Source organism: Paenibacillus sp. FSL K6-3182, from assembly GCF_037976325.1.
GTDB lineage: Bacteria > Bacillota > Bacilli > Paenibacillales > Paenibacillaceae > Pristimantibacillus.
This window is the reverse complement of the sequence record NZ_CP150265.1, coordinates 2390586-2415499: the sequence shown is the minus strand read 5'-3', so window position 1 is coordinate 2415499 and position 24914 is coordinate 2390586. Positions and strand designations below refer to the sequence as shown.

At 41.6% G+C, this 24914-nt stretch carries 22 protein-coding genes; 2 read left to right on the top strand and 20 right to left on the bottom strand.

Going from position 1 to position 24914, the window contains the following annotated elements; genetic code table 11:
* Positions 1-4 precede the first annotated feature (4 nt).
* The 5 genes from MHH56_RS10350 to MHH56_RS10330 all read right to left on the bottom strand — a co-directional run bounded on the left by MHH56_RS10350 (position 5) and on the right by MHH56_RS10330 (position 5101).
* The gene (locus MHH56_RS10350; RefSeq protein WP_339208069.1) at positions 5-931 is read right to left on the bottom strand and encodes an ATP-binding cassette domain-containing protein; all 927 of its coding nucleotides are present in this window, start codon (positions 929-931) and stop codon (positions 5-7) included.
* Positions 932-1032: 101 nt separating this feature from the next.
* Complete coding sequence (locus MHH56_RS10345; protein ID WP_339208068.1) at positions 1033-1728, bottom strand: response regulator transcription factor; 696 nt, start codon at positions 1726-1728, stop codon at positions 1033-1035.
* A 1-nt stretch (position 1729) separates the two neighbouring features.
* Positions 1730-2641 carry a HAMP domain-containing sensor histidine kinase gene (locus MHH56_RS10340; RefSeq protein WP_339208067.1) on the bottom strand — a complete coding sequence of 304 codons (912 nt, stop codon included), beginning with the start codon at positions 2639-2641 and terminating at the stop codon, positions 1730-1732.
* Positions 2642-3388: 747 nt separating this feature from the next.
* Positions 3389-3688: a transposase gene (locus MHH56_RS10335; protein ID WP_339208066.1), complete on the bottom strand. Its 300-nt coding sequence runs from the start codon at positions 3686-3688 to the stop codon at positions 3389-3391.
* Positions 3689-4012: 324 nt separating this feature from the next.
* Positions 4013-5101: a hypothetical protein gene (locus MHH56_RS10330; RefSeq protein WP_339208065.1), complete on the bottom strand. Its 1089-nt coding sequence runs from the start codon at positions 5099-5101 to the stop codon at positions 4013-4015.
* A gap of 318 nt (positions 5102-5419) precedes the next feature.
* Here MHH56_RS10330 and MHH56_RS10325 point away from each other — a divergent pair, with 318 nt between their 5' ends.
* Together MHH56_RS10325 and MHH56_RS10320 are read left to right on the top strand one after the other, a co-directional pair.
* Entirely contained in the window at positions 5420-5608 is a 189-nt protein-coding gene (locus MHH56_RS10325) for a hypothetical protein (RefSeq protein WP_339208064.1), read from the top strand.
* A 232-nt stretch (positions 5609-5840) separates the two neighbouring features.
* Positions 5841-6083 (top strand): hypothetical protein, encoded by a 243-nt coding sequence (locus tag MHH56_RS10320; RefSeq protein ID WP_339208063.1) that lies wholly within the window; start codon positions 5841-5843, stop codon positions 6081-6083.
* Between the two features lie 147 nt (positions 6084-6230).
* On the opposite strand, the gene MHH56_RS10315 is transcribed toward MHH56_RS10320, so the two are convergent.
* From MHH56_RS10315 to MHH56_RS10245, 15 genes are all read right to left on the bottom strand, one after another.
* Positions 6231-6542 carry a response regulator gene (locus tag MHH56_RS10315; RefSeq protein WP_339208062.1) on the bottom strand — a complete coding sequence of 104 codons (312 nt, stop codon included), beginning with the start codon at positions 6540-6542 and terminating at the stop codon, positions 6231-6233.
* Between the two features lies 1 nt (position 6543).
* Positions 6544-7455: a HAMP domain-containing sensor histidine kinase gene (locus tag MHH56_RS10310; RefSeq protein ID WP_339208060.1), complete on the bottom strand. Its 912-nt coding sequence runs from the start codon at positions 7453-7455 to the stop codon at positions 6544-6546.
* A 513-nt stretch (positions 7456-7968) separates the two neighbouring features.
* Entirely contained in the window at positions 7969-9135 is a 1167-nt protein-coding gene (locus MHH56_RS10305) for a DUF4317 domain-containing protein (protein WP_339208058.1), read from the bottom strand.
* A gap of 278 nt (positions 9136-9413) precedes the next feature.
* On the bottom strand, positions 9414-10115 hold the full coding sequence (gene sigK, locus MHH56_RS10300; RefSeq protein ID WP_053374990.1) for an RNA polymerase sporulation sigma factor SigK: 702 nt from the start codon (positions 10113-10115) through the stop codon (positions 9414-9416).
* Between the two features lie 163 nt (positions 10116-10278).
* Positions 10279-10896: an NUDIX hydrolase gene (locus MHH56_RS10295; RefSeq protein ID WP_339208056.1), complete on the bottom strand. Its 618-nt coding sequence runs from the start codon at positions 10894-10896 to the stop codon at positions 10279-10281.
* Positions 10897-10900: 4 nt separating this feature from the next.
* The gene (locus tag MHH56_RS10290) at positions 10901-11551 is read right to left on the bottom strand and encodes an HAD family hydrolase (protein ID WP_339208054.1); all 651 of its coding nucleotides are present in this window, start codon (positions 11549-11551) and stop codon (positions 10901-10903) included.
* Between the two features lie 13 nt (positions 11552-11564).
* Positions 11565-14054 (bottom strand): PQQ-binding-like beta-propeller repeat protein, encoded by a 2490-nt coding sequence (locus MHH56_RS10285; protein ID WP_339208053.1) that lies wholly within the window; start codon positions 14052-14054, stop codon positions 11565-11567.
* Between the two features lie 1133 nt (positions 14055-15187).
* Positions 15188-15541, bottom strand: a complete 354-nt coding sequence (locus MHH56_RS10280) for a hypothetical protein (RefSeq protein ID WP_339209549.1) — start codon at positions 15539-15541, stop codon at positions 15188-15190.
* Positions 15542-15613: 72 nt separating this feature from the next.
* On the bottom strand, positions 15614-16585 hold the full coding sequence (locus MHH56_RS10275; protein ID WP_339208052.1) for an ABC transporter permease: 972 nt from the start codon (positions 16583-16585) through the stop codon (positions 15614-15616).
* Positions 16578-17489, bottom strand: coding sequence for an ABC transporter ATP-binding protein (locus tag MHH56_RS10270; protein WP_339208050.1), 912 nt, complete (start codon positions 17487-17489; stop codon positions 16578-16580). The genes MHH56_RS10275 and MHH56_RS10270 overlap by 8 nt, the downstream gene beginning before the upstream one ends.
* Entirely contained in the window at positions 17486-18274 is a 789-nt protein-coding gene (locus MHH56_RS10265) for an SGNH/GDSL hydrolase family protein (RefSeq protein ID WP_339208049.1), read from the bottom strand. The genes MHH56_RS10270 and MHH56_RS10265 overlap by 4 nt, the downstream gene beginning before the upstream one ends.
* Before the next feature lie 38 nt (positions 18275-18312).
* On the bottom strand, positions 18313-19038 hold the full coding sequence (locus MHH56_RS10260; RefSeq protein ID WP_339208047.1) for a uracil-DNA glycosylase family protein: 726 nt from the start codon (positions 19036-19038) through the stop codon (positions 18313-18315).
* 33 nt (positions 19039-19071) lie between these two features.
* Entirely contained in the window at positions 19072-20850 is a 1779-nt protein-coding gene (locus tag MHH56_RS10255) for a glycerophosphodiester phosphodiesterase (protein WP_339208046.1), read from the bottom strand.
* A gap of 186 nt (positions 20851-21036) precedes the next feature.
* Positions 21037-23166 (bottom strand): right-handed parallel beta-helix repeat-containing protein, encoded by a 2130-nt coding sequence (locus tag MHH56_RS10250; protein WP_339208044.1) that lies wholly within the window; start codon positions 23164-23166, stop codon positions 21037-21039.
* A 220-nt stretch (positions 23167-23386) separates the two neighbouring features.
* Positions 23387-24907, bottom strand: a complete 1521-nt coding sequence (locus tag MHH56_RS10245) for an S-layer homology domain-containing protein (RefSeq protein ID WP_339208043.1) — start codon at positions 24905-24907, stop codon at positions 23387-23389.
* Between the last annotated feature and the right edge of the window lie 7 nt (positions 24908-24914).

Here is a 24914-nt window from a genome sequence, read left to right as displayed (position 1 = left end):
AATATTAATCACGGCTCCCACCCTCACTTTCTATCCGTGCCAAAAAATATTGTTCTAGGCTTTGTTTATGCTTGATAATCGAATGAACAGTTATGCCGCTTTCAACTAAGGTCTTGATGATATGTTGGTTCTCAAGATGAGCATCATATACATACACCATACGCTCACTAATGACTTTGTAATGATTAATATGCAATTTTTGTTCTAAGATGGGAACAGCCGAGCTTGCTTTATCCACTTCTATTTCAATACGATCTTCGCATTGAAGCAGCAGTTGCTCCCTTGAATGGTGTTCGATGATTTCTCCTTGATGTACGATTGCATATTGCGTCGCTACTTTCGACAACTCTTCCAAAATGTGACTTGAAATAATGATGGTCATTCCCGTTTTATTCAATTCCAAAATCATGTTTCTAATCTCAGAAATTCCTTGCGGGTCCAAACCGTTGATCGGTTCATCCAAAATCAAGACATCTGGGCTTCCAATTAATGCAGCTGCAATTCCAAGCCTTTGCTTCATGCCCATTGAATAATTTTTCACCTTGGTCTTGTTCGAACCTTCCAATCCGACAAGCTTCAGCAGCTTGTTAATATGCTCTTTCCGATTAGTCAATCCATAGGAAATCGCGATTAATTCCAAATTTTCATAGGCAGTATGATGGGGATATAACCCTGGATTTTCAATGAGTACGCCTATTCGTTCAAAATAAGGGTGATTATCCTTCACTGGACGATCAAATAATTTAATTTCTCCTGAAGTCGGGGATATCAATCCAGCAATCATCTTTAGCAAGGTGGATTTTCCCGCTCCATTTTGGCCTATCAAACCGAAGATTTCACCTTTACCTATTTTAAACTCTACCTTACGCACTGCCGTTTTCCCTTTAAATTGTTTGGTTAATTGACTTACTTCAATAATTGCTTCAGCCATATTCACACCTCCTTGTCAATAAAATAACAAAAAGAAGCTAACATATCGTCAATAAATGATTAAGAAAGTTCAAAGAAGATTAGGGCCGGTTTAAGGCCTCCCTATGGTGCCAGCCTGAAACCAATGCCCCAAATGGTGTCAATATAAGCCTCCTCGTCAACCCTTTTGATTTTATTGCGAATATTGCTAATGTGAACGGTAATGGTTTTGTCCTCACCTATGTATATATCTTCCCATGCAAGCTCATACAGATCCTGCTTTGTAAACACTCGGGTAGGATTCTTAAGCAGCAGCTCAAGAATCTTGTATTCCTGTCTTGTAAGTTTCAAATCTGCTTGATTGACGCTAGCGTTCATCGTTCCGCTATCTAAAAGTAGATTTTTATGACGATAGCGAGTGGCAGAATCCGTTCGGGAGGTTCGTTTGACATGTACATGGACTCGGGCAAGCAATTCCTCCACCTCAAACGGTTTCGTGACATAATCAGCGGCTCCCAACTTAAACAGATTTAATTTATTATCCAATTTGTCCTTGGCCGATAGAACTATAACTGGTGTGTCAGAGCTTAATTCTATTCTTAGCCGATGCATAAAATCTTCCCCCGAGAAGCCAGGAAGCATGAGGTCCAAAATAATAAGCTGATACTCGTGATGAGTGACGTTCATGATTCCCTCACTGCCAGAATACGCTTGCGTGCATTGAAACTTCTCTTTTCGAAGCACATCATAAATGATATTGTTGATATGCACGTCATCCTCGACAATTAGAATTTTGGGGTGGTTCGTGTCATTGTACACGTCAACTCTCCTTTACGATTTTCTTAAAAGCTAAGCTGATGCAATACTGGTCATCGTTCAGGTCAGCTTGTACATAACCATTCATTTTCTCCATCAGTGATTTCACGATAAAAAGTCCCAGTCCTGAAGATTGGTTTGTACGCGACGGATCTGCTTTGTAAAAGCGAGTAAATATGTTGTCAAGGCTCAGCAGATGATTTCGCTTCAGTACATTGGAAAAATGAAACAAAACCTCGTCCTGCTTCTCCTCATAACGAATGCTTAGAGCACCTTCACTGTGCATAAAGTAATTTTTGATCACATTCTCAAATACTCTTTCCAACGCACTTTCATTTCCCACTATAAATAGCGGTGCTTCCACCATGCAGATGTTTGGTTCATAGCCACTTCGCAAAAAATCGTCGATAAAGGTAAACAGACGTTTATTTAACACTTTTATCACATCAACTGGCTCAAGCTCCAAGATGTAATCTGGGTTTTTCAGTTTCGTATATAGGAACAGCTCGTCAACAAGTGTAATAATCTGTTTCATTCTAGTCTGTGCCAGACTAATATACTCTTTTTTTTCTTTAAGATACTCGGATCGTTCCGCCAATTGCAGATAGCCGTCAAGTGAAGTCAGCGGGGTTCGTATATCGTGGGACAAGCTCATAATAGTCGCGTGGATTTCTTCCTTTTGTTCGATAAAATCTTGCTTCAACTTTCGTTGATCACGAAGCATTGCATTGCATAAATCGATTAACCGATGAATTTCTTTTGGCTTAATTTGTGTTTGTATCATTTTGAATGAATGATGGTCTGATATAAAAGATAATTGGTTGCCGATATCCTTAATTTGGTTTTTGTAATAAACAAGGTAAACAGATTGAATGATTAAAGCAGCCAGTATGACGATTAAAACAATATAAAACATAGAATCACTTCCTTTCTGACACTTGAACCATCTCGTTCTCCTGTATTTCAACTCTCTAACTCTTGGAAATTTGTACTTGAAGACTATATTCAATAATTTATAATTATATCCTTCAATAACGGTCTATTTCGACAACATTCAAATTTTTACACTAGTTATTGTCTCAAGAAGGTACCATTAAAGCAATAAATCACATAATAATAGTTTATACAGTACATGTATATCCATAGATACAAACAAAGCCCAGACAGTATACTGCCGGGCTTCAACTTGCAGGAAAATGTGGCTCTTAGCTGCTAAATTCTTACCAACAACACACAGCACTCCACATATGTGGAGTGCGTAAACAGTAAAAAACCAAACGACATTTCTTCCATTTGGTTGCATTTATTGAAATAACATCTGGTCTCACTACTACATACGATAAGTTCAGATTTACTATAAGAGCTCAGGTCATTATCACCGCTTCGCCTTATAAAACTCATGATAGAGCTTCATCAAATCACAAGGTGGTCATCATACGAGGGTAGCCGAATTCTGGATGCCCAAAAATGGATAGCCATCATGTGTTCCTTGATTACGTGATCTCTCTCTTGCCTCGCGTTGCGTTGAGGCTGTGTGGCTCGCCATTTGTAATAGCTGGACCGTGGTATCCCTGCTATGCTTAACAGTTAGGTAATACGGTGCAGATGACGAAACTCATCTATTATTTCTTACTTAATCCGCTGACTGAGGGCTTCTCCTTTGTTAAATTGGATACCGCTTTTTTAAGTAGTCCATCTGCGCTTTCAAGTAATCTCTTTCTTCCTCGACGCTTGAAAAGAGCGTGCGAGGACGACCTTTCAGTGGGTTCATCTCACTTTTACGCTCATCGAACGAATCCCCGTTTTGCCACTTTTTCACACATTCCTTCAGTTGTGAACAATGACGAATTCCTTCTTGTTTAGCTACCACCTTATATCTTGAAGAGCTCTCTAAATACGCTCTGACTGCTTTCAATTTGAATTCTTCTATATACGTTTGAAATATTTGCCCTTTTTTAGCCATAAAAATATCCCCTCCAAGTGTCGCTCGAACCTCCATGATAACATGACGGTTTTTTTGAGTGTCTACTTAAAGGGGATAATACCATCTACGGTATTTTTAAATTATTTTGTTCGCATTTCAAACACAAAACCATTAATGACGATGCTATCATCAGAAAAATCTGCATATAGATTAGACAAGCTATGTTTACTACAAATATCGTTCGTTGACTTTAATAAAGCACAGCAACAAGTTAATTTATTTAACTGCTGATCATTGTTTTACCACATGTGCTAATAACGACAGGTTAAAAAATGCGGGCGGAATCGTATTTTAAAAAAACTTTTAATATTTATTTATACCTTTCAAAAAATTTCTTGTTTTGACATTCACGGAATAATTTGCGTGACTTGATCTACACTCACTCAATATTGCATCTAAAGTTTTTCTCGTACGGGTAATGAACTGATTCTGATTATGTTTTCGATACGAATAATCCATACCTAGTATTTGATGAAATAAGCCACTATCGTAATTAGTATCTTTAACAAACTCGAAATCAAAAACAATCACGTCATTTTCTTGTCTAATGTCAGTTAGTTTAATAACAATTCCATTTTTCGGATTATCTTCATCATTATAATAAATACCCAAAACTGTTACCTCGTCCAAATTCCCGCTTTTCTTTGCATTGAATAAACCCCTTACGGCAGATTTACTAAGCTCACTTTCAATAAATCTAAGAGAATAATTTCCATTATCAAGAACATGCCATATTTCAGAAAATGTTCGATGATCAGAGTTTGCGTGAAAAATGTATGTGAGATTCTTGTCAGTATTACTTTTTTTCTGAACATTATCGATGATTACTGAAGTTTCTTCAGTTTCTTTAGTCTCATTACGTTGCGGAATGATGCTTTGCTCTCTCTTTGATATCTTTTTTATTGTATTAAACAAGTCATCTTTTAGAGTTGAAGCATTATATCTTTTGGATATTCCCTTTTTTCTAAACTCTTCTTTATATGCATCAAGCTTCTGTAGACTATTTGCCTGTTTACTTAATATATCTAATGGAACTTTATCTTCAACAAAATACACCAAAACATCCTTATCTTGTTCGATAAAAATACTAATTTCCTCAATTGAACCTGAATTATGAGTTGTCGTTTCACTCCCCAATTTTGTCCAGAATACACCTATCACAATATCACATTTTTGAACTAACTCTTCATTTATTATTTTTTGGGCGTCTGCTGCATTGGAATTGTAGGAAGGGGCTAAATCTTCCCACCGCCGAGGTAATAGGATAACTTTTGTATCTTCAGCATATAATTTGTTCCACTCGTTAATTTTATTTTCAATTTCATCCCTTTGTTGTCCAACATCTGATGGTGAAGCAATAAAAACTTCAAAAACTAAACTCTCAAAACTCATTTCATCGACCTCTTTATCTTTGTATAATGGATAATTATACAATAAAATCAAACTAGTAGCATATAACTATTTTTCCAAAGAGAGTTATATCTATAATTACCACTTCGAATCATTCCACCCAACAAAGCTCCAATTCATTTGCACACCCCTACCGTTAGTTATTGCTCACATTAGTATAATAATGAAAAAAAAAAGGAGTTCCGGACCATTGAAAGAATACATAAACTTATACTCACATCTGCTCTATTTACATCCAACTTTTCATCATCAATCTACGCGGCAGATCCGATTGCGGAACCGGAGAAAGGTAAATTATCTGTGTATTTTTTAGATGTAGGTCAAGGCGATGCAACCTATTTCAAAACTCCTAACGGCGATGATATCCTAATTGACGGCGGTAATAACAAATATGGTAAGATCATCTTTAATGATCTAAAAAAGCTTGGCGTCGATGATATTGAAGAAATAATCTCCACTCATTCCGATGAGGATAATGTCGGTGGATAGGATGCTATTCTTAAAACATTTAAAGTTGAATCTGTGTATGCAACGAAAGTGTGACATAAATCACAGTCCTTTAAAGATTTTCTTACTGCCGTTAAAAGTGAAAAACTAACAATTAAAGAAGAAAAAAGTAGGCATAAAACTGCCGCTATAGGGTATTACAGTCTCCTTTTTCGCTCCTACAAAAGAGTATGCTAAAAGTGATCTAAACGACTGGAGCACTGTTCTACGCGTTGTGAATGGTAAAAACTCCTCCCTCTTCACCGGTGATGCTCAAGTGAAATCAGAGTCAGATATGATTGCCTCCAAAACTGCTTTAAAAGCTGATGTATTAAAGGTGGGTCATCATGGTTCCAATACATCAACATCATTTGCCTTTCTTACAGCAGTCACTCCGAAATACGCCGTAATTAGCGTAGGTGCAAAAAACAGTTATAGACACCCAAGATCCACGACATCAACACTCCTATCTCACTAATTCTTGAAGAAATATTCAAATCAAAATTATAAAATAAATTTTCCAAATTAAGAAAACAACCATTCTCAATAATTTGTGAATATGAGAGTTGTAACATCAATAAATACTGATCTTCTCATATCAATCTTTGTGAATTGGGTCGCAAACTTATTGCAGGGTTACAAACAGATTTAATTTATTATCCAATTTGTCCTTGGCCGATAGAACTATAACTGGTGTGTCAGAGCTTAATTCTATTCTTAGCCGATGCATAAAATCTTCCCCCGAGAAGCCAGGCAGCATGAGGTCCAAAATAATAAGCTGATACTCGTGATGAGTGACGTTCATGATTCCCTCACTGCCAGAATACGCTTGCGTGCATTGAAACTTCTCTTTTCGAAGCACATCATAAATGATATTGTTGATATGCACGTCGTCCTCAACAATTAGAATTTTGGGGTGGTTCGTGTCATTGTACACGTCAACTCTCCTTTACGATTTTCTTAAAAGCTAAGCTGATGCAAAACTGGTCATCGTTCAGGTCAGCTTGCACATAACCATTCATGTTCTCCATCAGTGATTTCACGATAAAAAGTCCCAGACCTGAAGATTGGTTCGTACGCGACGGATCTGCTTTGTAAAAGCGAGTAAATATGTTGTCAAGGCTCAGCAGATGATTTCGCTTCAGTACATTGGAAAAATGAAACAAAACCTCGTCCTGCTTCTCCTCATAACGAATGCTTAGAGCACCTTCACTGTGCATAAAGTAATTTTTGATCACATTCTCAAATACTCTTTCCAACGCACTTTCATTTCCCACTATATATAGCGGTGCTTCCACCATGCAGATGTTTGGATCATAGCCACTTCGCAAAAAATCGTCAATAAAGGTAAACAGACGTTTATTTAACACTTTTATCACATCAACTGGCTCAAGCTCCAAGATGTAATCTGGGTTTTTCAGTTTCGTATATAGGAACAGCTCGTCAACAAGTGTAATAATCTGTTTCATTCTAGTCTGTGCCAGACTAACATACTCTGTTTTTTCTTTAAGATACTCGGATCGTTCCGCCAATTGCAGATAGCCGTCAAGTGAAGTCAGCGGGGTTCGTATATCGTGGGACAAGCTCATAATAGTCGCGTGGATTTCTTCCTTTTGTTCGATAAAATCTTGCTTCAACTTACGTTGATCATGAAGCAATGCATTACATAAATCGATTAGCCGATGAATTTCTTTTGGCTTAATTTGTGTTTGTATCATTTTGAATGAATGATGGTCGGATATAAAAGATAATTGGTTGCCGATATCCTTAATTTGGTTTTTGTAATAAACAAGGTAAACGGATTGAATGATTAAAGCAGCCAGTATGACGATTAAAACAATATAAAACATAGAATCACTTCCTTTCTAACACTTGAACCATCTCGTTCTCCTGTATTCACTCTCTAACTCTTGGAAATTTGTACTTGAAGACTATATTCAATAATTTATAATTCTATCCTTCAATAACGGTCTATTTCGACAACATTCAAATTTTTACACTAGTTATTGTCTCAAGAAGGTACCATTAAAGCAATAAATCACATAATAATAGTTTATACAGTACATGTATATCCATAGATACAAACAAAGCCCAGACAGTATACTGCCGGGCTTCAACTTGCAGGAAAATGTGGCTCTTAGCTGCTATATTATTACCAACAACACACAGCACTCCACATGTGTCGAGTAGACAGTGTGAACAAACTTTATACGATGAGCACCATCCCGGTGACTTATCCTCCAGCAAGACGATCTCCTCTGCTCGCTGTTGTCTTATTTTAATATTTTCTTTCCCTCAAGAACACATTATGCGCCGACCTATTCAAAGGCTGCAACCGCATCAACCAACGCTGTCAACTGAGTCTATAACGTCTCTGTACTGAGCGTAAATCCTTCGATTACGGCATCTTCGTCGATCTCAATCAGGATGCATCGTTTCCCTTGATAATTCACCTGTCTCACATACTTTAAATCCTGCGGGCTGACCGAAATCGAGGCTACCTTTGTATCGATCTTAATCGATTTTGAAGTGAATTTCGGCATAACGCTGCTTGCCTTCATTTCATAGTTCCTATCGTCGACGATCGTTTGAAACGCGCGTTCCACTTTATCCGTCGTCACGTTCTCTATGCCACTTACTGTCAGCACACGTTCCACATCTTTATAATCCAACTTCGGGGGTTCTTCCTTATCTTCGTTGGTTTCGATTACCTGGTGGATCTCCTCGTACACCTGTGCGAGAGTGGCTACGTCGAGTTGTTCGCCCACCACTTCCTTCACGATGTCTTCGAAAATAGCCCTCTCTTCCATTGCCGTCATGGATCTTTCGGCATTTAAGACCTGTCCGATGAAGTGAGGATCTGGATAATTCGATTTTGCCGTACAATACAGAATGCGGTTCACATCGGAATAGTTATCCGTCACGCTAGGGTAAAAGAACCCGTGCTCCGGCGAACTTAACTTGATAATCGGATCTACAATGACATTGTACTTAAATTCCCTCTCCACATAATCGAACAAGAGAGTCTTCTTTTGCTTCTCCGTGGAATTCACGCTGCATAGAATGAACGGATGCGCGAACAGTTCGTCCTTCCCGCTCTCTTCGGCTTCTTCATTTCTGCCCTTGGTCGGCCGGAAATACTGTCCACGAACGAACGTGACTACTGTATCCTGTTCATACTTGGCATCCACCAACATTTTATCCACCAACAGCAGCATCAGGTCCTTCCATTCTTCAGGATTGCCTGTCGCCAAACCTTGGTGAAGTATCACTCGCGTCGGATCCTCTGCTTCCTCCTGAAACTTCAACTCGAACAACTTCTGATCCAATTCTCCGGTCAGCAGTTTTTTGAAATTCCCCATATACAACTCCTGCTTCTCTCTATCCACCAGAGCAAACGCCTGGCTCTCCCAATGATAGACCTCGTTGCTATCCTTCATAATATACACGTTGAGAATGTCGTTAATATTCATCATATCGTGATCCAGCTTAAATTGCTTGCGTATATGCGCGACTTCTTTCTTTATCATGATTCGCTAGACAACTCCTAAGAAGTAAATTGGTTTTATCAGTATAAACGATATAACAGCCCTTCGCTAGAAGGGCTGTTAATGTTACTTATCTTCAGTTCCGTTCCAAACCAACACAGCCACACACTCAACATGTGTGGAGTGTGTATACAGACAGAAAAAACCAAACGGCATCTCAGCCATTTGGTTTCATTTATTGATATAACATCGTGCAATCAAACCCTAACTTTATCGTTGCATACGATAAATCAGGTATTATATATGAGCTTATTTGAGTCTTACCGCTTCGCCTTATAAAACTCATGATAAAGCTTCATCAACGCCCTTTTCTCAATCCGCGAAACATAACTCCGACTAATCCCAAGCTCCTTCGCGATCTCCCGCTGCGTCCGCTCATCCCCGCCATGCTCCAGCCCGAAGCGCCCGATGACAACTTCCTTCTCACGGTCATCAAGTATATCCAAATTCTTATATATCTTCGACTTTTCAATTTTCAACTGCACCTTATCGACGATATCATCTGCTTCAGTTCCGAGGATATCGATCAGCGTAATTTCATTGCCTTCCTTATCCGTTCCAATTGGATCATGAAGTGATACGTCTTTCCTAGTCTTCTTCAAAGACCGAAGGTGCATAAGTATTTCATTCTCGATACAACGAGCAGCAAATGTAGCGAGCTTCGTCCCTTTCCCGGTTTGGAAGCTCTCGATCGCTTTAATCAGGCCGATCGTCCCGATCGAGATCAAATCCTCGAGATCCTCCCCAGTATTGTCGAATTTTTTCACTATGTGAGCGACAAGTCGAAGGTTATGTTCGATCAAAAGATTTCGTGAACGTTGATTACCTTCCGCCATCAGTTGCAGATGTTTAGTTTCCTCCTCCTCTTGAAGAGGCTGGGGAAAAGCATTATTTTTGACATAAGAGACAAGTAGCGAAAGCTGTTTAATAAATAGTGCTATTGCCGAAAACAATCCTGGCATGCTCAGTCACCCCCACGATGTATTACAGATGAACACTGAAGTCTGTTCTCCATTATATGTGGGTAGCCGCCTAGAAGTGCATGTACGGGATTTCGACAATTGAAAATAAACCCGCTTCATCTCAAGGTATATAAAATATTACGATCCCGATTATTGCAACAGGTCAATCAAGAATAATCTCTTTATTTGGATTTTCAAGAAACTCAAACAATGTTTGAATCTGTTTTTTGGTGTTTCTCTCCGCAGACAGCTCTGGCAATTGATTCATCTCAAAAAAATCAACTGCGCTTGTTTCTACTCCGACAGCGGCCTCTCCACCAACAATTTTACAAAGTATAAAAAACTTATATACATGGTAAGGCTCAGGCGGATGATCATGAAATTTTTTATCCAATACAGCGAGCAAACGAACGGGCACAACATCAAACCCTGATTCTTCTTTGACCTCTTTCACTGCAATCTCCGAAGGCGAATAACCGATATCCGCCCAGCCTCCCGGCAATGCCCATGCGCCATCCAGCTTCTCGCGAACAAGCAGTATTTTATTCTCCTTAAAAATCACACCACGAATATCGACCTTTGGCGTCGCATAACCAGAATCACTTGCGAAAGTTAGAGCAATTTTCTCCTGACTAACCAAAGTATAGTTCATCATAATTTCTATACTCATCTGCCGCAGCTGTTCATAACGTTCTATATCATAAACATCCTTCGTGTATGTAAGTCCCGTTTGAGCAATCGCCTGCATCTGTTTCGCCCACTCCAACCACTTCAATTCCATCGATTTATCCCTCTTCTTTCATGATGTCAAGAAATTCAGCTACGCTTCTGAAAATAGCATCAGGCGGTATATCAAACACGCTGCTTTGGAACGTTGACAGCCATTGCACGCCATAGGTCCGTAAGCCAGCAGATTTACCTGCCACAATATCTGCATTACTGTCGCCAATAAATACGGTTTTGGATTTATTAACGCCAAGGATTTCTAACGCTTTATATATGCCTTCGGGGTCAGGTTTGGGCTTCACGACATCATCACCAGTAATCACCACATCAAAGTAACTTATTAAATTCAGCGCTTCAGATGAAATCTGGAACGCTCGCCTGCTTTTTCCTGTGATGACTCCGATTTTGATCCCCTTTCCCTTCAAATGTTCTAGCAAATCAATAATAGCCTGATCCTTTTCGATGGTATCAAAATGCCCCTGCTTGTAAATCGCATAATAGTCCATAATCGCTTGTAAAATAAATTCTTCATTCCTGAAATGATTTGCAATGATCTCCTCTTCTGTTGGACCAAACATCGCTATGAGCTCTTCATTCGTAACCTCTCGATTGTCATATGTTTTGAACACGGTGTTAAAAGCTTTAAACGATAATGGCAAAGTATCTGCTAAAGTTCCATCAAAATCAAATAATACGGCATCAATTGGCATAACACACTTCCTTCTATTTTATCTTACTAAAATACCCATTCGAGGAGCCTACATAAAGCTGCCCATCATTAACCGATAAATAACCACTCAGCAGTTGATTTGGCGTAAAATCGTAATACCCAACTCGAACGTCTGAGAGTCTATTCACTGCTTCTCCAGTCGATTCGTCTAACACATACATATTACCGAGACCCGGAAAAACGCCAATTAGCTTGCCGCCATACTGTACAACTGAAGCGCCATCCGTTTGCTTGCCAGGAACACTGGAAGATGTCCAGCGCTGCTCTTCCTTTTTCAAATCAAAAGACATCGCTTTACCATTCAGGCGATAATATAGCAAGCTTCCTTCTACTTTCCCGAATTCAGCTCTTCCTTCTAGTGTAAATAACAGCCTGCCTGACTTAACTTCGATTAAAGAGCTTTTCACGTTTTCACTATATAAGTTGTTATCAGATGACTGTTGTAGAAACACATAATTTTCATCAATAATGTCGTAACGGCTATAACCGACAAGAGGCAGGCGAAGCCCATCCTTGCCTGTCTTAGCATCTACTAACACTAATTCATCCACCGTCCTCGTCCAAAAAGCTTTCGAACGCTCCGCATAACGAACACTATCCGTCACTTCTTGATCTGAGGCCGCTTTACGCTCCGGCTTCTTCCAGAGCACCTTTCCAGTCAACGGGTCGTATGCTTGCAGCTCATTCAATATCACAGGATTAATGTCCGGACCTGCTTGCATAAGCAATACGTCTTGATTGCCGACATCACGAACCAATTCTGATTCTTGAGCTAGCTCAATATTCCAAAGCTGCTTGCCTGTTCCCATGCTCAACCCGATGAGATCATAAGTAAACTTTTCTTCCGTTGTGCTGATTCGCTTTGATTGTACGGCTGAGATCACGTTTTTGGATACAGCAAATGAGGTTACATCCTTACCATTGTCCAGCTTCTTTTGCCACATTTTTTGTCCGGTAGCTGTCTTTAATGTCTGAAGCGTATGAACTGGACGGTCTTCTTGCATAGAGCTCTTAAGAAACGCTATTCGTTCTTTATCCTGCGATAAACCGTAATCATGTCTTCCAAAGCCAAAATCAAACTGCCATTTCTTACGACCCGTAGCAGAGTCAAGTGCATATATATTCGAATTATTGTGCATACCGCTGAAACCGCCATCCTCGCCTGCGATGAGCAGAACATTACCAACCTTCTCAAGTAGAAAATTGAATCCGAGATCGGACTTGAAGCGCCAATCCCACTGCATATGCAGCGAAGGTGCAAGAGGCCCCTGAGCACTAACACCATATTGTGGCGCAATTAGTTCGGGGGAGTCTCGGTATATCGAATACCGAAGTGTCCCCGCTTCTGACCAAGCAACGATAAGCTCATTTTGCTCACCCTCATAACGCCATAATGGAAGGGTGCGAGCTTTTGCTTCTAATGAAGCTACATTTTCGGAAGACTCTTCGAACGAAGGTTCACCAAAGATCGCCTCCACGCGAGCTTTCTCTAGACCAGGCACAAGTATACTCCGCACAGCAGCAGCTACCGCTTGTTTGCTATTTTTAATCTCAAACAAAGGCGCAGCAGCACCAGCTGACGTTACTTGATCCTTACGAATCCATAGAAGGCCATAGGATTTATCGCCTTCGGCACTATCCGGTACGGCAGCTCCATACCAATCCCCATATTGCTTGTAAGCATAAAGGGTATCTCCCTCTTTCATAGTTGTGGCATCACCTTGTGAATTCGGATACCACTTCGCTTTAGCACTTTCTTTTGCTTTTAACGATAGAGGTGCTATATCTTTCACTTGAGCGGCTTCTTTTGTTAAATACCACACGGGTACAAACCCACCGTATCCCGATTCGTCCTGAATTTCGGCAAAATCATCCGACAATGTAACGACTTTATATTTTGCCCGTGCATCTACAGAGATGAACTTAACAGCTCGTGTTCCTCCCCACCACTCATAGGCATTCGTGTTCATATATAATGTAACTGGCTTATCCAGCTCAATCGCATGCTCTCTAGCTACAAGATTATTTTCTGATGAGGATGACGACAGCCCCTTAATAGCAGGCAGGAAGCTCCTGCGTTTCCCTGAAGCATCCGTATCGTAGAACACAGCGTATAGCAGCTGCCCTTCCTTGGACCATTGAATGACGAGTTTTGATTGGCCCTCTTCATATATGTATTGATCAATGACACTCATTTTACCGTTCATCATGATGTAATTCTCTCCAGATGATGCTGGTATTCCAAAAAGCGTATGAACCTGATCTTGGGTCAAATCATCTTTTATTTCACTCTTAATCATATCGATCGTAATTGGTATAGGAGTTGCGGCTTCTTCTTTTTGGACGAGCTTCAAAGTATTCGCGGGTGTTTCCCTAGCGGATATTTGATTTGATGGCATGTCGTTAATGGCATTGCCCTCACATCCAACGAGCAAGGCGAGCAGCACAACGATTGCTGTTGTTTGATATTTTTTGATAGTCATAAATACAAGGCCTCCATTGCACACTAAAATCTAATGCGCCCGTAGTTTGGCTTTATTTGGTAAGTATGACGATTAGAGTGATGAAAAAGTTGCGTTTAGGAGGACAGTTACATGTTGTCTATAAGTTGATTCAGAGAGTTCAGACCATTTAAGAATCGGTACGACTTTTTTGAGAGTCTATTTGAAGTATCAGCTCTCTGATTCACTGAGAAACGTCGCTTAGTAACAATCTAAGAAGCCTGTTGTTGCATTACCTCCTTTTTGACTTAGCTGGATGGCGATTGAAGTACCTTATGCACGCAGTAATAAGTATAGTTTTTAGTTCTATTTATCCGATTTTGGTCAGTTTAAGCGAAATAGAGCTAATTTCTAGTTCTATTTCTGTAAGTTTCGCGCTTCAAAGGCCATTCGGCGGGAGGTACGCAGTAATAAGACTAGTTTCTAGACCTATTTGTCCAGTTTTGGTCAGTTTGTGAGAAATAGAGCTAATTTCTAGTTCTATTTCTGTAAGTTTTGCGCTTTAGAGGCATTTCGGCTGAGCATGCGCAGTAATAAGACTAGTTTCTAGACCTATTTGTCCAGTTTTGGTCAGTTTGTGAGAAATAGAGCTAATTTCTAGTTCTATTTCTTCAAAATTCGCGATTTATAGGCGATTCGGCAGGATGCACGCAGTAATAAGACTAGTTTTTAGTTCTATTTGTGCAGTATTGGTGAAATTGAGCGAAATAGCGCTAGTTTCTAGATCTATTTCGGTGTAGTTCGCGCTTTAGAGGCCATTCGGCGGGATGCACGCAGTAATAAGACTAGTTTCTAGATCTATTTGAGCGTTTTTGGTCAGTTTGAGTGAAATAGAGCTAATTTCTAGATCTATTTCTGTGTAGTTCGCGCATTTAGAGGCAATTAGGCAGGATGCACGCAGTAATAAGTCTAGTTTTTAGTTCTATTTGAGCGGTTTTGGTCAGTTTGAGCGAAATAGAGTTAATTTCTAGATCTATTTCCGTATAACTCGCGCCGCAAAGCTGCTTTGGCGGAATGACCCTCGTCAATGCTAACAAACTGTTTCCCCAAGCGAGCTTCAAATGCCGCGCACAAAAAAAGAACGATTCGTTTGATCGAATCGTCCTTTCATAAATTTACTTCTTATCCACCTGAAGCAGCTTAACCGTCTTTGTAGAAAAAGTATCCTTCAGCTTTTCCTCATTAATGACGTTCAGCTTGACCAGGCTTGCAATTTTTGAGCCATCCGGCTTCGATAACATTCGCCATAGCTCCGGATCTGGCAGCGCCTCATAAAGCTTGTTGTCGTCGTATTCCTTACGCTCCTGCACAACCACTTTTACTTTATGGCTCCCAATCTCCAGCTCGCTTGCTTCCTGCTCAGCCAAGTAGCTCATAATGGTCTGCCTGAGTTCTGTCAGCTCCTGCTCTATTTCTTTTTGCTTTTGTTTTTGCTGGTAATATCTGCGTACCGTTTTGTCCAACCTTATCACGCTCCTCTCTATTACATGCTTATGCATAGAAGAAGCATTTTAGGATGAGTTAGACAACCTGCAGCACGATCAATAAATGTCTTTTCTCATAAACACCGTAAATGAAACGAGCAGCGAACCGACCATCCAAGCGGCCAGCACGGCAAGCGAGAAGCCAAGTGTCATGCCCTCGATTGGAGGAGCAGATCCACTGACATAGTCCATCAAACCAAGATTGACCATGAACAAATATTTGGCCGAATCCCATGAGGATACCATGTTGCTAAGAATAGCGCCTGCAATCAAGCATGCGAGCATCGTTCCCATCCCGGCTGCACTGCTTCTCATTAGAATGGACAGCATGAACGATAACGTTCCCACTACAAGCGAGATAAACCATGCTAGTCCAAACTGCTGAATAATAAACTGCCATTGTGACACCAGGCGGACACCTGATATGTCGAGCTCGCCGCCTTGTGTGGAGAATCCGGTTAATACGGGAGCCGACCACCCTTGATTACCGAACATAACGGCTGAGATGAGGTAAGACAACAAACCAAATATGAAAATAACTAAGGAAACGGACAATATCAGCGCGATATATTTGCTGAGCAATATTTTAAACCTGCTCACAGGGCGGGTTAGCAGCAGCTTAATCGTTCCCATGCTACGTTCTGAGGAGACGATATCTACCGCAATAATCATGATGAGCAACGGGAGAAACAGCTCCGCCGAGTTTTGAACAAAACCTCTAATGAAGGTTGGCGCTCCCGGCTCAGAGGGATTCACATTATTGTTCAAATAATATTCGGATTGTTTGATTTGAATTTGAATTTGCTCTCGCCACTGTCCTGCGCTGCTCAACCGATTTTGCATATCCACAATTTGCTGCTGCAATTCGGTGCGCCAATCCACGTCACCCAGCCGCTCCTTTATGGATTCCGCCTGTTTCGCCTGCGCATAAGTAAACATCGAGAGAAGAACGATAATAATGATCGAAATGACGATAAAACGTCGTTTGCCAACCAGCTTCGTCATTTCATTTTGAACGAGATTAATCAATCGACTCGCCTCCTGTCAGCTCAAGAAATAGATCTTCAAGCGCGGGAAGCTTCCGATTCATCTCCAGCACACTTACCCCAGCCTCAACAAGCTTGCGATTCCACTCTCCAACTGCATGTTCAACGTAAGCTGTCATAACCGTATCCGTTGTCTCACCAAGGACAGCCGTAACATCGCCAAGTATCGATCGTCCCAGTTCTTGCGGCTGCAGCCGCCATACTAGACGTTCTTCGCTGGACAGCAGCTGCTTAACCGAATCTACTCGAATGATCTCGCCTTTGGAAATAATCGCAACCCGGTCACACATCAATTGAATTTCATGCAGCAAATGGCTCGATACGAGCACGGTCAATCCTTCTTCCTCGGCTAGAAACCTTATAAAAGCACGCATTTCTCTAATGCCCGATGGATCAAGCCCATTCGTTGGCTCGTCCAATATGAGGACATCAGGCTTGCCAAGCAGTGCTTGAGCGATCCCAAGCCGCTGCCTCATCCCAAGTGAATAGGTGCTTACCTTATCATTCACTCGATCCTGCATGCCAACAAGCGCAACAACCTCATTGATCCGCTCCTGCGTAATTCCATTAATCATAACGGCAAAGTGGCGAAGATTGTCCATTCCGCTGAGAAACGGATACAGCTCTGGGTTTTCTACGATACATCCTAAATGCCGCATCGCTTTTGTAAAATGTTTCGCAATATCCAAGCCGCATATATGGATGGTGCCGGAGGTTGGCTTAATTAAACCGACCAGCATCCGAATCGTCGTCGTTTTCCCTGCTCCGTTAGGGCCTAGAAAACCAAATACTTCGCCGCGCTTCAGCTCAAAGCTTAAGTCCTTGATGATCGTCCGCTTGCCTATCACCTTCCGTAAACCCTGAACCGCTAATGTAATGTCGCTCATGATTGTCCTCCTGCATCAGCAATTAACACGGCTACCCGCTCAGCCATTAAGCGATACCCTATCTCATTCGGGTGGAAATGATCCGTAAATAACAGTTTCTCTGCATTCAACTGAAACAAATCATAGGTCGGAACCAGAACGGCTTTCGAATGCTGCGCCAGTGTCTCTGCAGTTTTACTATTCCAATTCCTAACCACGGTCGACATTAACTCACCATTTTGGAACTCGCTGAACGGATTATACAGTCCAAGCAAATAAACGGTCGCTTCTGTATTAACGGCACGAATGCTCGTCAAAATCGTTTTTAGATGATTCAAGTACGCTTCCTCTAATCCCGAAATGCTTGCCTCAGACAGATCCGTAAGCGATTGACCACCGAGAAATAAGTCGTTGCCGCCAATGGTCATCAGAATAATGTCTGCTTGTCCAATTTGCCGCTCGATTTCCTTTTGTTTCATCTGCTCCACTAGCTCTGAAGAGGTAAGTCCCTTTATGCCTAAGTTAATTAAGGAAACATCTGTACCGGACTGCTTCAGTTGATCGCTGACATAACCCACATACCCTTTTCCTTCGATATCGCCTGTTCCTCTCGTTAACGAATCCCCTAATGCAATAATCTTTAATCCGCTTGATGATTCTGCTGGTTGTTCCGTATCTTGCGATACAGCTGATTGGCTCGCTGTTCCGAATAAATAATCCTTTATCGACCAGCCTAAAGCAAATATCCATAAGAGACTGGCTAGAAACGCAAAAGAGGTAATCATACGAACTTTTTTACTATGCATCCCCGTCACGCCTTTCTATTTCTGTAGCTGTTATATGATTAGCTGAACCATGTAATCACTTGCTGCTGCATCTGTGCTTTGTTCTGCTCAAACTGGCTTTTTCTGTGACCATTTGCTCCTGAGGGATGCGGCATTTCGAACAAGCATCTTTCTTTATCTATCCATCCCTTGTCAGCAAAATGCTTGACTACATCGGATACCGACTTGCCAAGCGGGATGACAAGCGCATCATTTACCGCCAGCAATTCTGGAAGAAAGATACTCTCAGCATAGTGATATAGCGTCTTTGATTTCAAAATAACAGGGCTGTGCCCGGTGTAATTTTTACCCTTTATGAACACGGGATACCTTATTGCTGAAGTTGTATGCAGTAAATCTCTAAGCTCATAAAATAATAGCTCGCTGCTCTTTATGCCAAGCGCTGCAGGCAATCCAATTTGATCGAGCATGTCGATCAAATTTTTTCTCATAGAGCCTGCAAAGCTGGCAAGCTTCTTCGCGCGTTGATCAATGAGGTCATAAGACACCCCATTTACAAGATCCTCCCGCGCGCTGCGTATGGCTACCTCCATTTGGGTAAAGCCTGGCGTAATGCCGATAATCATCACTTTAGCAGAGGTATTCACATATTCGTAAGGCACGTAATAAATCGACATGTCCTGCTCTTCGTGAAGAAGCAATTGTTTCACGAACAGCTGCTCCTTGGACAAGCTGCCGGGCGGGAGCGACTCAATAAAAGGTTTATATTTTTCAATTTGTTTCACCGTTAACCGCCCCTCCGCTCAATTTGTTTGTTCTTACTTCAGCTCAACCATATTATGCGCGCGTGCAGGATAGTCGGTAATAATGCCGTCGATTTCGAATTTAAGCACCTCTTTTAAATTTCGCTCGCTGTTAACTGTCCACACCCATACTTCACGGCCTTTTTTATGCGCACGCTCCACGAGCTGCTCAGTCAGCATAATCTGTTCAATGGTATAGAAATCAACATCAAGGAGCGAAAGATCACCGAGTGCAAAATATAAAATTTGGCCAATATTAATTTCAGGGTTCAGTGACCGAATATGCTGAAGCGTAGACCGATCGAATGATTGAATATAACAGTCCTGCACCATATCGAATTGTTCAATTAATGCGACAACATGCTCAGCCAATTGTTCGCCTGAACCGTATGGCTTAAGATCAATGATTAGCTTCGACTTCCCCAGCACTTCTCCAAGCACCTCGGATAACATAGGAATTCGCACAATCTCATCGGGTTCACCGCCAGCTTTGGCAATGTTCAGCCTCGCAATTTCCTCATAATCCAGCTCGCTCACCCGCTTCGGCACACCCGCCATACGCTGTAGATTATAGTCATGGTTCAGGACAACTACGCCATCCTTTGTCATCTGTACATCAATTTCAACGGCATCAATGCTTTGCGCCACTGAGCTGCGAATCGCTTCCAGCGAGTTTTCCGGCGCAACGAGCGTATCGCCGCGATGAGCAGACAAGAGCACGCTCCATTTTACATAAACCAATTGATCATTAGCAGCATAGCTGACAAACAGCGCAAGCGCTAAATAAGCAGCCAATATAGAGCTGTAGAGCACTCGTTTCCTCGTTCTGCCTTTTAGAAAAGTCATAAGACGCTGCTCAAGCGGGCCAACCCAGCTATTTCTGAATAAACGGAGCTGATCTCGCGGCATCACGCCCCGTGTACGTTTAAAGTGATAGAAGAGCCTTGTCAAAAAGATGATATTAATCGGCACGAGCAGCAAAGTGAACATATAGGTTAGTACCGTTGTTAGCGTTAATGAATAATGATTGGACACCACTTTAAGCACATTGATATCCAGCCACGCTGGCAAATAAGCAACAGACGAGATGACGACAAAACCAAGCGCGAAAACGAACACATTTAGCAAAAACAGATTAACAAAGATCGTTAACCGCTTTCCCTTCGTCAATAAGAGACTGCTTCTGATTGCTACTCGAATGGATTTGTCTTCGATCATTATGAAATGCAAAACAAAAATCCATCTCAAGATGGTGTACACGCCCGCCAAAAGCAACAAGCCGTATAAAGAAAGCATCATCATAGACGAGCTCAAGACGCGGCTGTTAAAAAATATCGGGACGTTAAATTGTGCAAAAAGGGAAGTTGACAGCGGCGATTCAATAAATGGCACGAGAAACAATAAGAAAAACAACAGCTGAATCAAGCCAAATCCAAATAGTTTAGGCGTCTGTCTCAGCGTCGTTAGCACGGCATCAGAGATCAATACCTGTTTGCCAAAATAATGCTGCTGAGAAATCGTAATGACTACGCCAAACTCGATAAAAAGCACAAGTACGGCTACTAAACAGATCGCGATTAATCCAGCAACGCCCGTGTAGCTCAGACCAATTTTGTAAACATCGCCATTCAATACAGAGCCCGATCCAAGTACACGAAGCATACGGTTAAAAATAAAGGAAATAATCGGAATAATGACAAAGCTCGTTAGGAGCATAAATAAATATTCAAACAACAAATGTTGCTTGTACGTTTCACGAAAGTCACGGATACTTCTACCAAGCCGCTTGAGCATGAACATTCATCCTATTCATTGTATGGTAATCAATAAAGCAAGAAATGGAATTGCTAAGCAACTTCATTTCCTTATTATAGCTATTTACCTACCCCCGCGTCGAATCGGAAAAATACAATAAAAAATCCGTTCTCTTCAATTGAAGAAAACGGATGCTCATTTTTATAAAAGCTAACGTCTGCCAGCCTATTGTTTCTTAATCGAATTATTTTTCAAAATATCGTTTTTCTTTTGAACCAGCTTAGCTGTGTATAAGGTGTTGTTTTCAATGAGATAGGCTGGTGCTCCTGTTCCCGCGTACAAAGTAGTGATGCCGATTGCCGCCAAATTGGTTTTAATCGTATTTCCTCTAATCACTGCTTTAAGAACATCATGCGGATCATTTCGTTTCCAATAATCGTTAATACGCACAATCTCCGTCTTATCGGAGGTCAGCTTTTCCGCTGTAATCGTATTATTCTCCAGCAGCAGGTTTTTCGCCGATTGTACACTAATGGCTTGGGAGTTGCCTAATAGCTCAAATGTCGAATTTTTGATTGTCAAATCAAGCTTCGGATGTTCAGCGATCACTAATGTGCTAAGCGCTGGCGGTGATTGAAAGGTACAGCCATCGAACACATATTTGCCGGCTTGTGCAACCGCAATCGATCCAAATTTACCCGTTCCCGTGGCTCCGATAAATTCGCAGTTGTTGTATGTGGCAGGAGGCAGCGTTAACCCGGAATCGGTATTAAAGCCGGTTACCTTTAAGTTATCGATGATCGAGCCCTCGGTTATACCGCCCGTTACGACCCTAAGCTTACCCTCGCCGTTAATCGTTATGTTTTTCAATCGAATCGGTTTTCCCCAAAGCGATAGACCAGAATCACTCTTTTTGTTGTTATTCATAACGATGTTCGATGCACTCACTCCAAAAGCATCCTTCGCACTAATTAAAAACATAGAGTCCGTAAAGGTCATTCCATCTATTTTGATATTAGGACCCGTAAACGAAGTATAGGAATCATTCATCTTGTTATCGATAAATGTAGCATCGTGAGCCGCTGCAATGCGCGAGCCGTCAAAGTGATTGCCTTTGATCATGGCCCCTTTAAATGGATCGGAGATGGCTAGCCCAATCGCACCTTTTGATGCCAAATGATTATCTTCTACGATTGCGTCTTTTCCATCATAAAGAATGACATCGTACGAAGCATTATCGTGAAATTTATTGCTTTTGATCGTAATATTGCTGTTGCGGTGTCCGTTCTCGCCAAAACCGCCCTCCACATCTATTCCCGACTGCGGCATCGTCCCTTTGATATGATGAAGAACGTTGTTCTGAATAAGTACTTGGTCAGCACCGCCGACCGTAATCCCTTGCCTACGGTTATAAGCAAATTCAGAATTTTTCACAACCACGTTTTTCGTTACACTTTTGTTCCAAAATTCCACATAGGCGCCTTTTTTGGTCGCTTGCTCGAATACAAGATGGAACTGCGTCGCTCCTTCCGGTATGTCGATGAGCTCGCGCACCTTCACATTTGCCAGCTTCTTAATAAAAGCTCCGTTCGCTTTATAGAAGAAGATATCAAATTTATATGGCAGCTTAATCGCATTCGACAGTTCAAATTGTTTTTCCGTTTTAAAAATCGTGTTCGTAAAATTAAGCGGCTGCTTCGTTCGAAGCTTTTTGGCATTCGCGACATTTTTTCCTTTATCATCGAATGCGCCTAATACAAAATGATCTTCATACAAATCCTTTGCCATCGTGCCGTAACCGCCCAGTATGAGACCATCGCCTGTAAAATTAATCGATTTCACACCGTCAATGGTAATATCATAAGCTCCTTGTGTAAAAATGCCATAACCAGCTTCATGTGTGCCTGAGCTGTGCTTATTGTCTTTTTTAGAATAGTTATGTGTTTCCCGGTCACCTGCATAGGTCCCGCCTCTCAGCGTGACGTTATGAACGCCATAACCCAAATACATGAGTTGATACGACTCTTTATCATTTGTTTCCTTCTGGAGCACCGCATCCATCGGGAGATCAAACACCATATTGCTGACCATATTAATCCGGTTAGCTTTATCGATTAAATAGGTACCCGGCGGCAGTGACGTCGTCGTTTTCCCATTTTTAACCGCCCATTGCAGTGCATTGTTTATGCCCTTTGTTGTCTCAATAGGATGTGTACCATCGTTATAAATGCCAAACTTAGAAAGTTCAATTAGATAATAGTCTTTGGAATCCGGCGCCTCTGCCGAAGCCTGATTAGGTATTATCAATAGCTGTAATCCGAGCATTAGTGACATGACTAGCTTTAATATATTCACTTTAAGCCTCCTATTTGCGGTTCAAATCATCTGATTGCAAGAAATAAGTGCTCCTCCTTTCAACCTCTTAAATATACCACTACCAACATTCTTTATAAAGAACAAAATCCTGAATTTGGTTCGTTTAGTGAAAAAAGGGGCTTCCTTCCTATGTATTAAGATGCAAAAAAAGAAGCGAAATGAAAGAGCAGCTTGCTCTTTCATTTCGCTTCTTCTGATTTTAGGCTGCCGGCAATTCCAGCAGTTTATGGGCTACCAGGGCTGCCATTTCTCTCGTAACGACCGCTTTCGGATTAAAGCTTCCGTTCGAGCCCTGCATCAAGTCGTTTACATATACGGCATTGACGTATGTTTTTGCACTTTCATGAATGCTGCTCTCGTCTTTAAAAGGAAGTGTATCTGTGCTGCCCTTAAGCTTGAAAGCCTTGGCAATCATGATCGCCATTTCTTGTCTTGTTACCGCTTGGTTCGGTTTGAACGAATCTATTGTAATCCCTTGAATGATGCCAAGTTCCTTGGCACGCATAATGGCTCCGTAATACCATGCGCCAGGCTGAACATCCTTGAACACTTTTGCTGCTTCATTAGCAGGGGCTTCCTCCAATAGATTGATGAGCAAGGTTGCAAATTCAGCTCTTGTCATCTGCTTCTTCGGATCAAAGCGAAGCTCCGAACCGCTTACTCCTACCATAACTTTAGCTTCGAACACGCTATAAACAGCATCATAGGCCCATACGGAAATGAGGTTATTGTCTACAAATTGCGGCTTGCTGCCCGTCAACTCTGTATCCGCCGAAATGTTGAACAACGCCGGCTTTTGCTTGCTATAGCGGTCGTACGCGGCTAACGCCATCAACGCTTGCTCCGTTGCCATCTCATTTGATGGCTGACCAAGTGCATGTGCAAAACTACCATCCGCAAGCTGGAATCTCAATAAGCTCGTTAGGAGATTCCCGTTCTTTTTCATAAAGCTGGATTCCATCGGACTAACTCCCACAGCTGACAGAGCAATAATAGCTTGAGCCACGCTCTCACTGTTGTCGTCTCCAAACGCGTTAAAACCGCCATTTACTTGCTGCTCAGAAGACAGCCATTTTACAGCTTTATCGATTGCACTTTTCACTTTTACTTGTTCTTGGTAAGGAGCGAGTGCGCTAATCGCCATGGCGGTTATATCTAAATTATCCTCGGATTTCTCCGATAGCGGGAATGCTCCACTCGTATTTTGCTGGCTGAGCAGCCAATCTATTAACTTCGTACGTGTCCATAAGGCACTTGCTGGCACCTCATAATTACCGCTATCCAAAGCAATCAATGCAAAAATCACGCCATTTGTGCCTTGATTCGTCATTCTCGAATGATTGTAGATGCTTTGAATGAGATTGTAGCCAGCGAAGGAGGCTGCATCTTCACCTGCCGCTCTAATCGCAATAGCCATTCTTTCAAGGTCGGTTACTTTGCGGAATTCACCTTTGTTCTCTTTTAAATAAGAAGCCAGCCCGTTCAAATAACTTGCTGGCACCACATGGCCAGACCGATATAAGGCAATCGCTTCCCAATCGCTAATGGTGCCGCTGCTTAAGATTTGTTTCGCGGCTGATGTCATTTCATTCTCTACCGCCATCGTTTCTGCTGCTGCCGCGCGCTGCATAGGCAACAGAGCCGTACTGACGCAAGAAAGCATTAATGCGTATATAACCAACAATAATAATGGTTTATGCAATACGGATTTTTTGTTCATCCTGAAT

Bases quoted from the DNA above. Each gene is read 5' to 3' on its own strand.
- MHH56_RS10350 (WP_339208069.1), bottom strand. From the start codon at position 931: ATGGCTGAAGCAATTATTGAAGTAAGTCAATTAACCAAACAATTTAAA.
- MHH56_RS10340 (WP_339208067.1), bottom strand. From the start codon at position 2,641: ATGTTTTATATTGTTTTAATCGTCATACTGGCTGCTTTAATCATTCAA.
- MHH56_RS10335 (WP_339208066.1), bottom strand. From the start codon at position 3,688: ATGGCTAAAAAAGGGCAAATATTTCAAACGTATATAGAAGAATTCAAA.
- MHH56_RS10330 (WP_339208065.1), bottom strand. From the start codon at position 5,101: ATGAGTTTTGAGAGTTTAGTTTTTGAAGTTTTTATTGCTTCACCATCA.
- MHH56_RS10310 (WP_339208060.1), bottom strand. From the start codon at position 7,455: ATGTTTTATATTGTTTTAATCGTCATACTGGCTGCTTTAATCATTCAA.
- MHH56_RS10305 (WP_339208058.1), bottom strand. From the start codon at position 9,135: ATGATAAAGAAAGAAGTCGCGCATATACGCAAGCAATTTAAGCTGGAT.
- sigK (WP_053374990.1), bottom strand. From the start codon at position 10,115: ATGCCAGGATTGTTTTCGGCAATAGCACTATTTATTAAACAGCTTTCG.
- MHH56_RS10295 (WP_339208056.1), bottom strand. From the start codon at position 10,896: ATGGAATTGAAGTGGTTGGAGTGGGCGAAACAGATGCAGGCGATTGCT.
- MHH56_RS10290 (WP_339208054.1), bottom strand. From the start codon at position 11,551: ATGCCAATTGATGCCGTATTATTTGATTTTGATGGAACTTTAGCAGAT.
- MHH56_RS10285 (WP_339208053.1), bottom strand. From the start codon at position 14,054: ATGACTATCAAAAAATATCAAACAACAGCAATCGTTGTGCTGCTCGCC.
- MHH56_RS10270 (WP_339208050.1), bottom strand. From the start codon at position 17,489: ATGAGCGACATTACATTAGCGGTTCAGGGTTTACGGAAGGTGATAGGC.
- MHH56_RS10265 (WP_339208049.1), bottom strand. From the start codon at position 18,274: ATGCATAGTAAAAAAGTTCGTATGATTACCTCTTTTGCGTTTCTAGCC.
- MHH56_RS10255 (WP_339208046.1), bottom strand. From the start codon at position 20,850: ATGCTCAAGCGGCTTGGTAGAAGTATCCGTGACTTTCGTGAAACGTAC.
- MHH56_RS10245 (WP_339208043.1), bottom strand. From the start codon at position 24,907: ATGAACAAAAAATCCGTATTGCATAAACCATTATTATTGTTGGTTATA.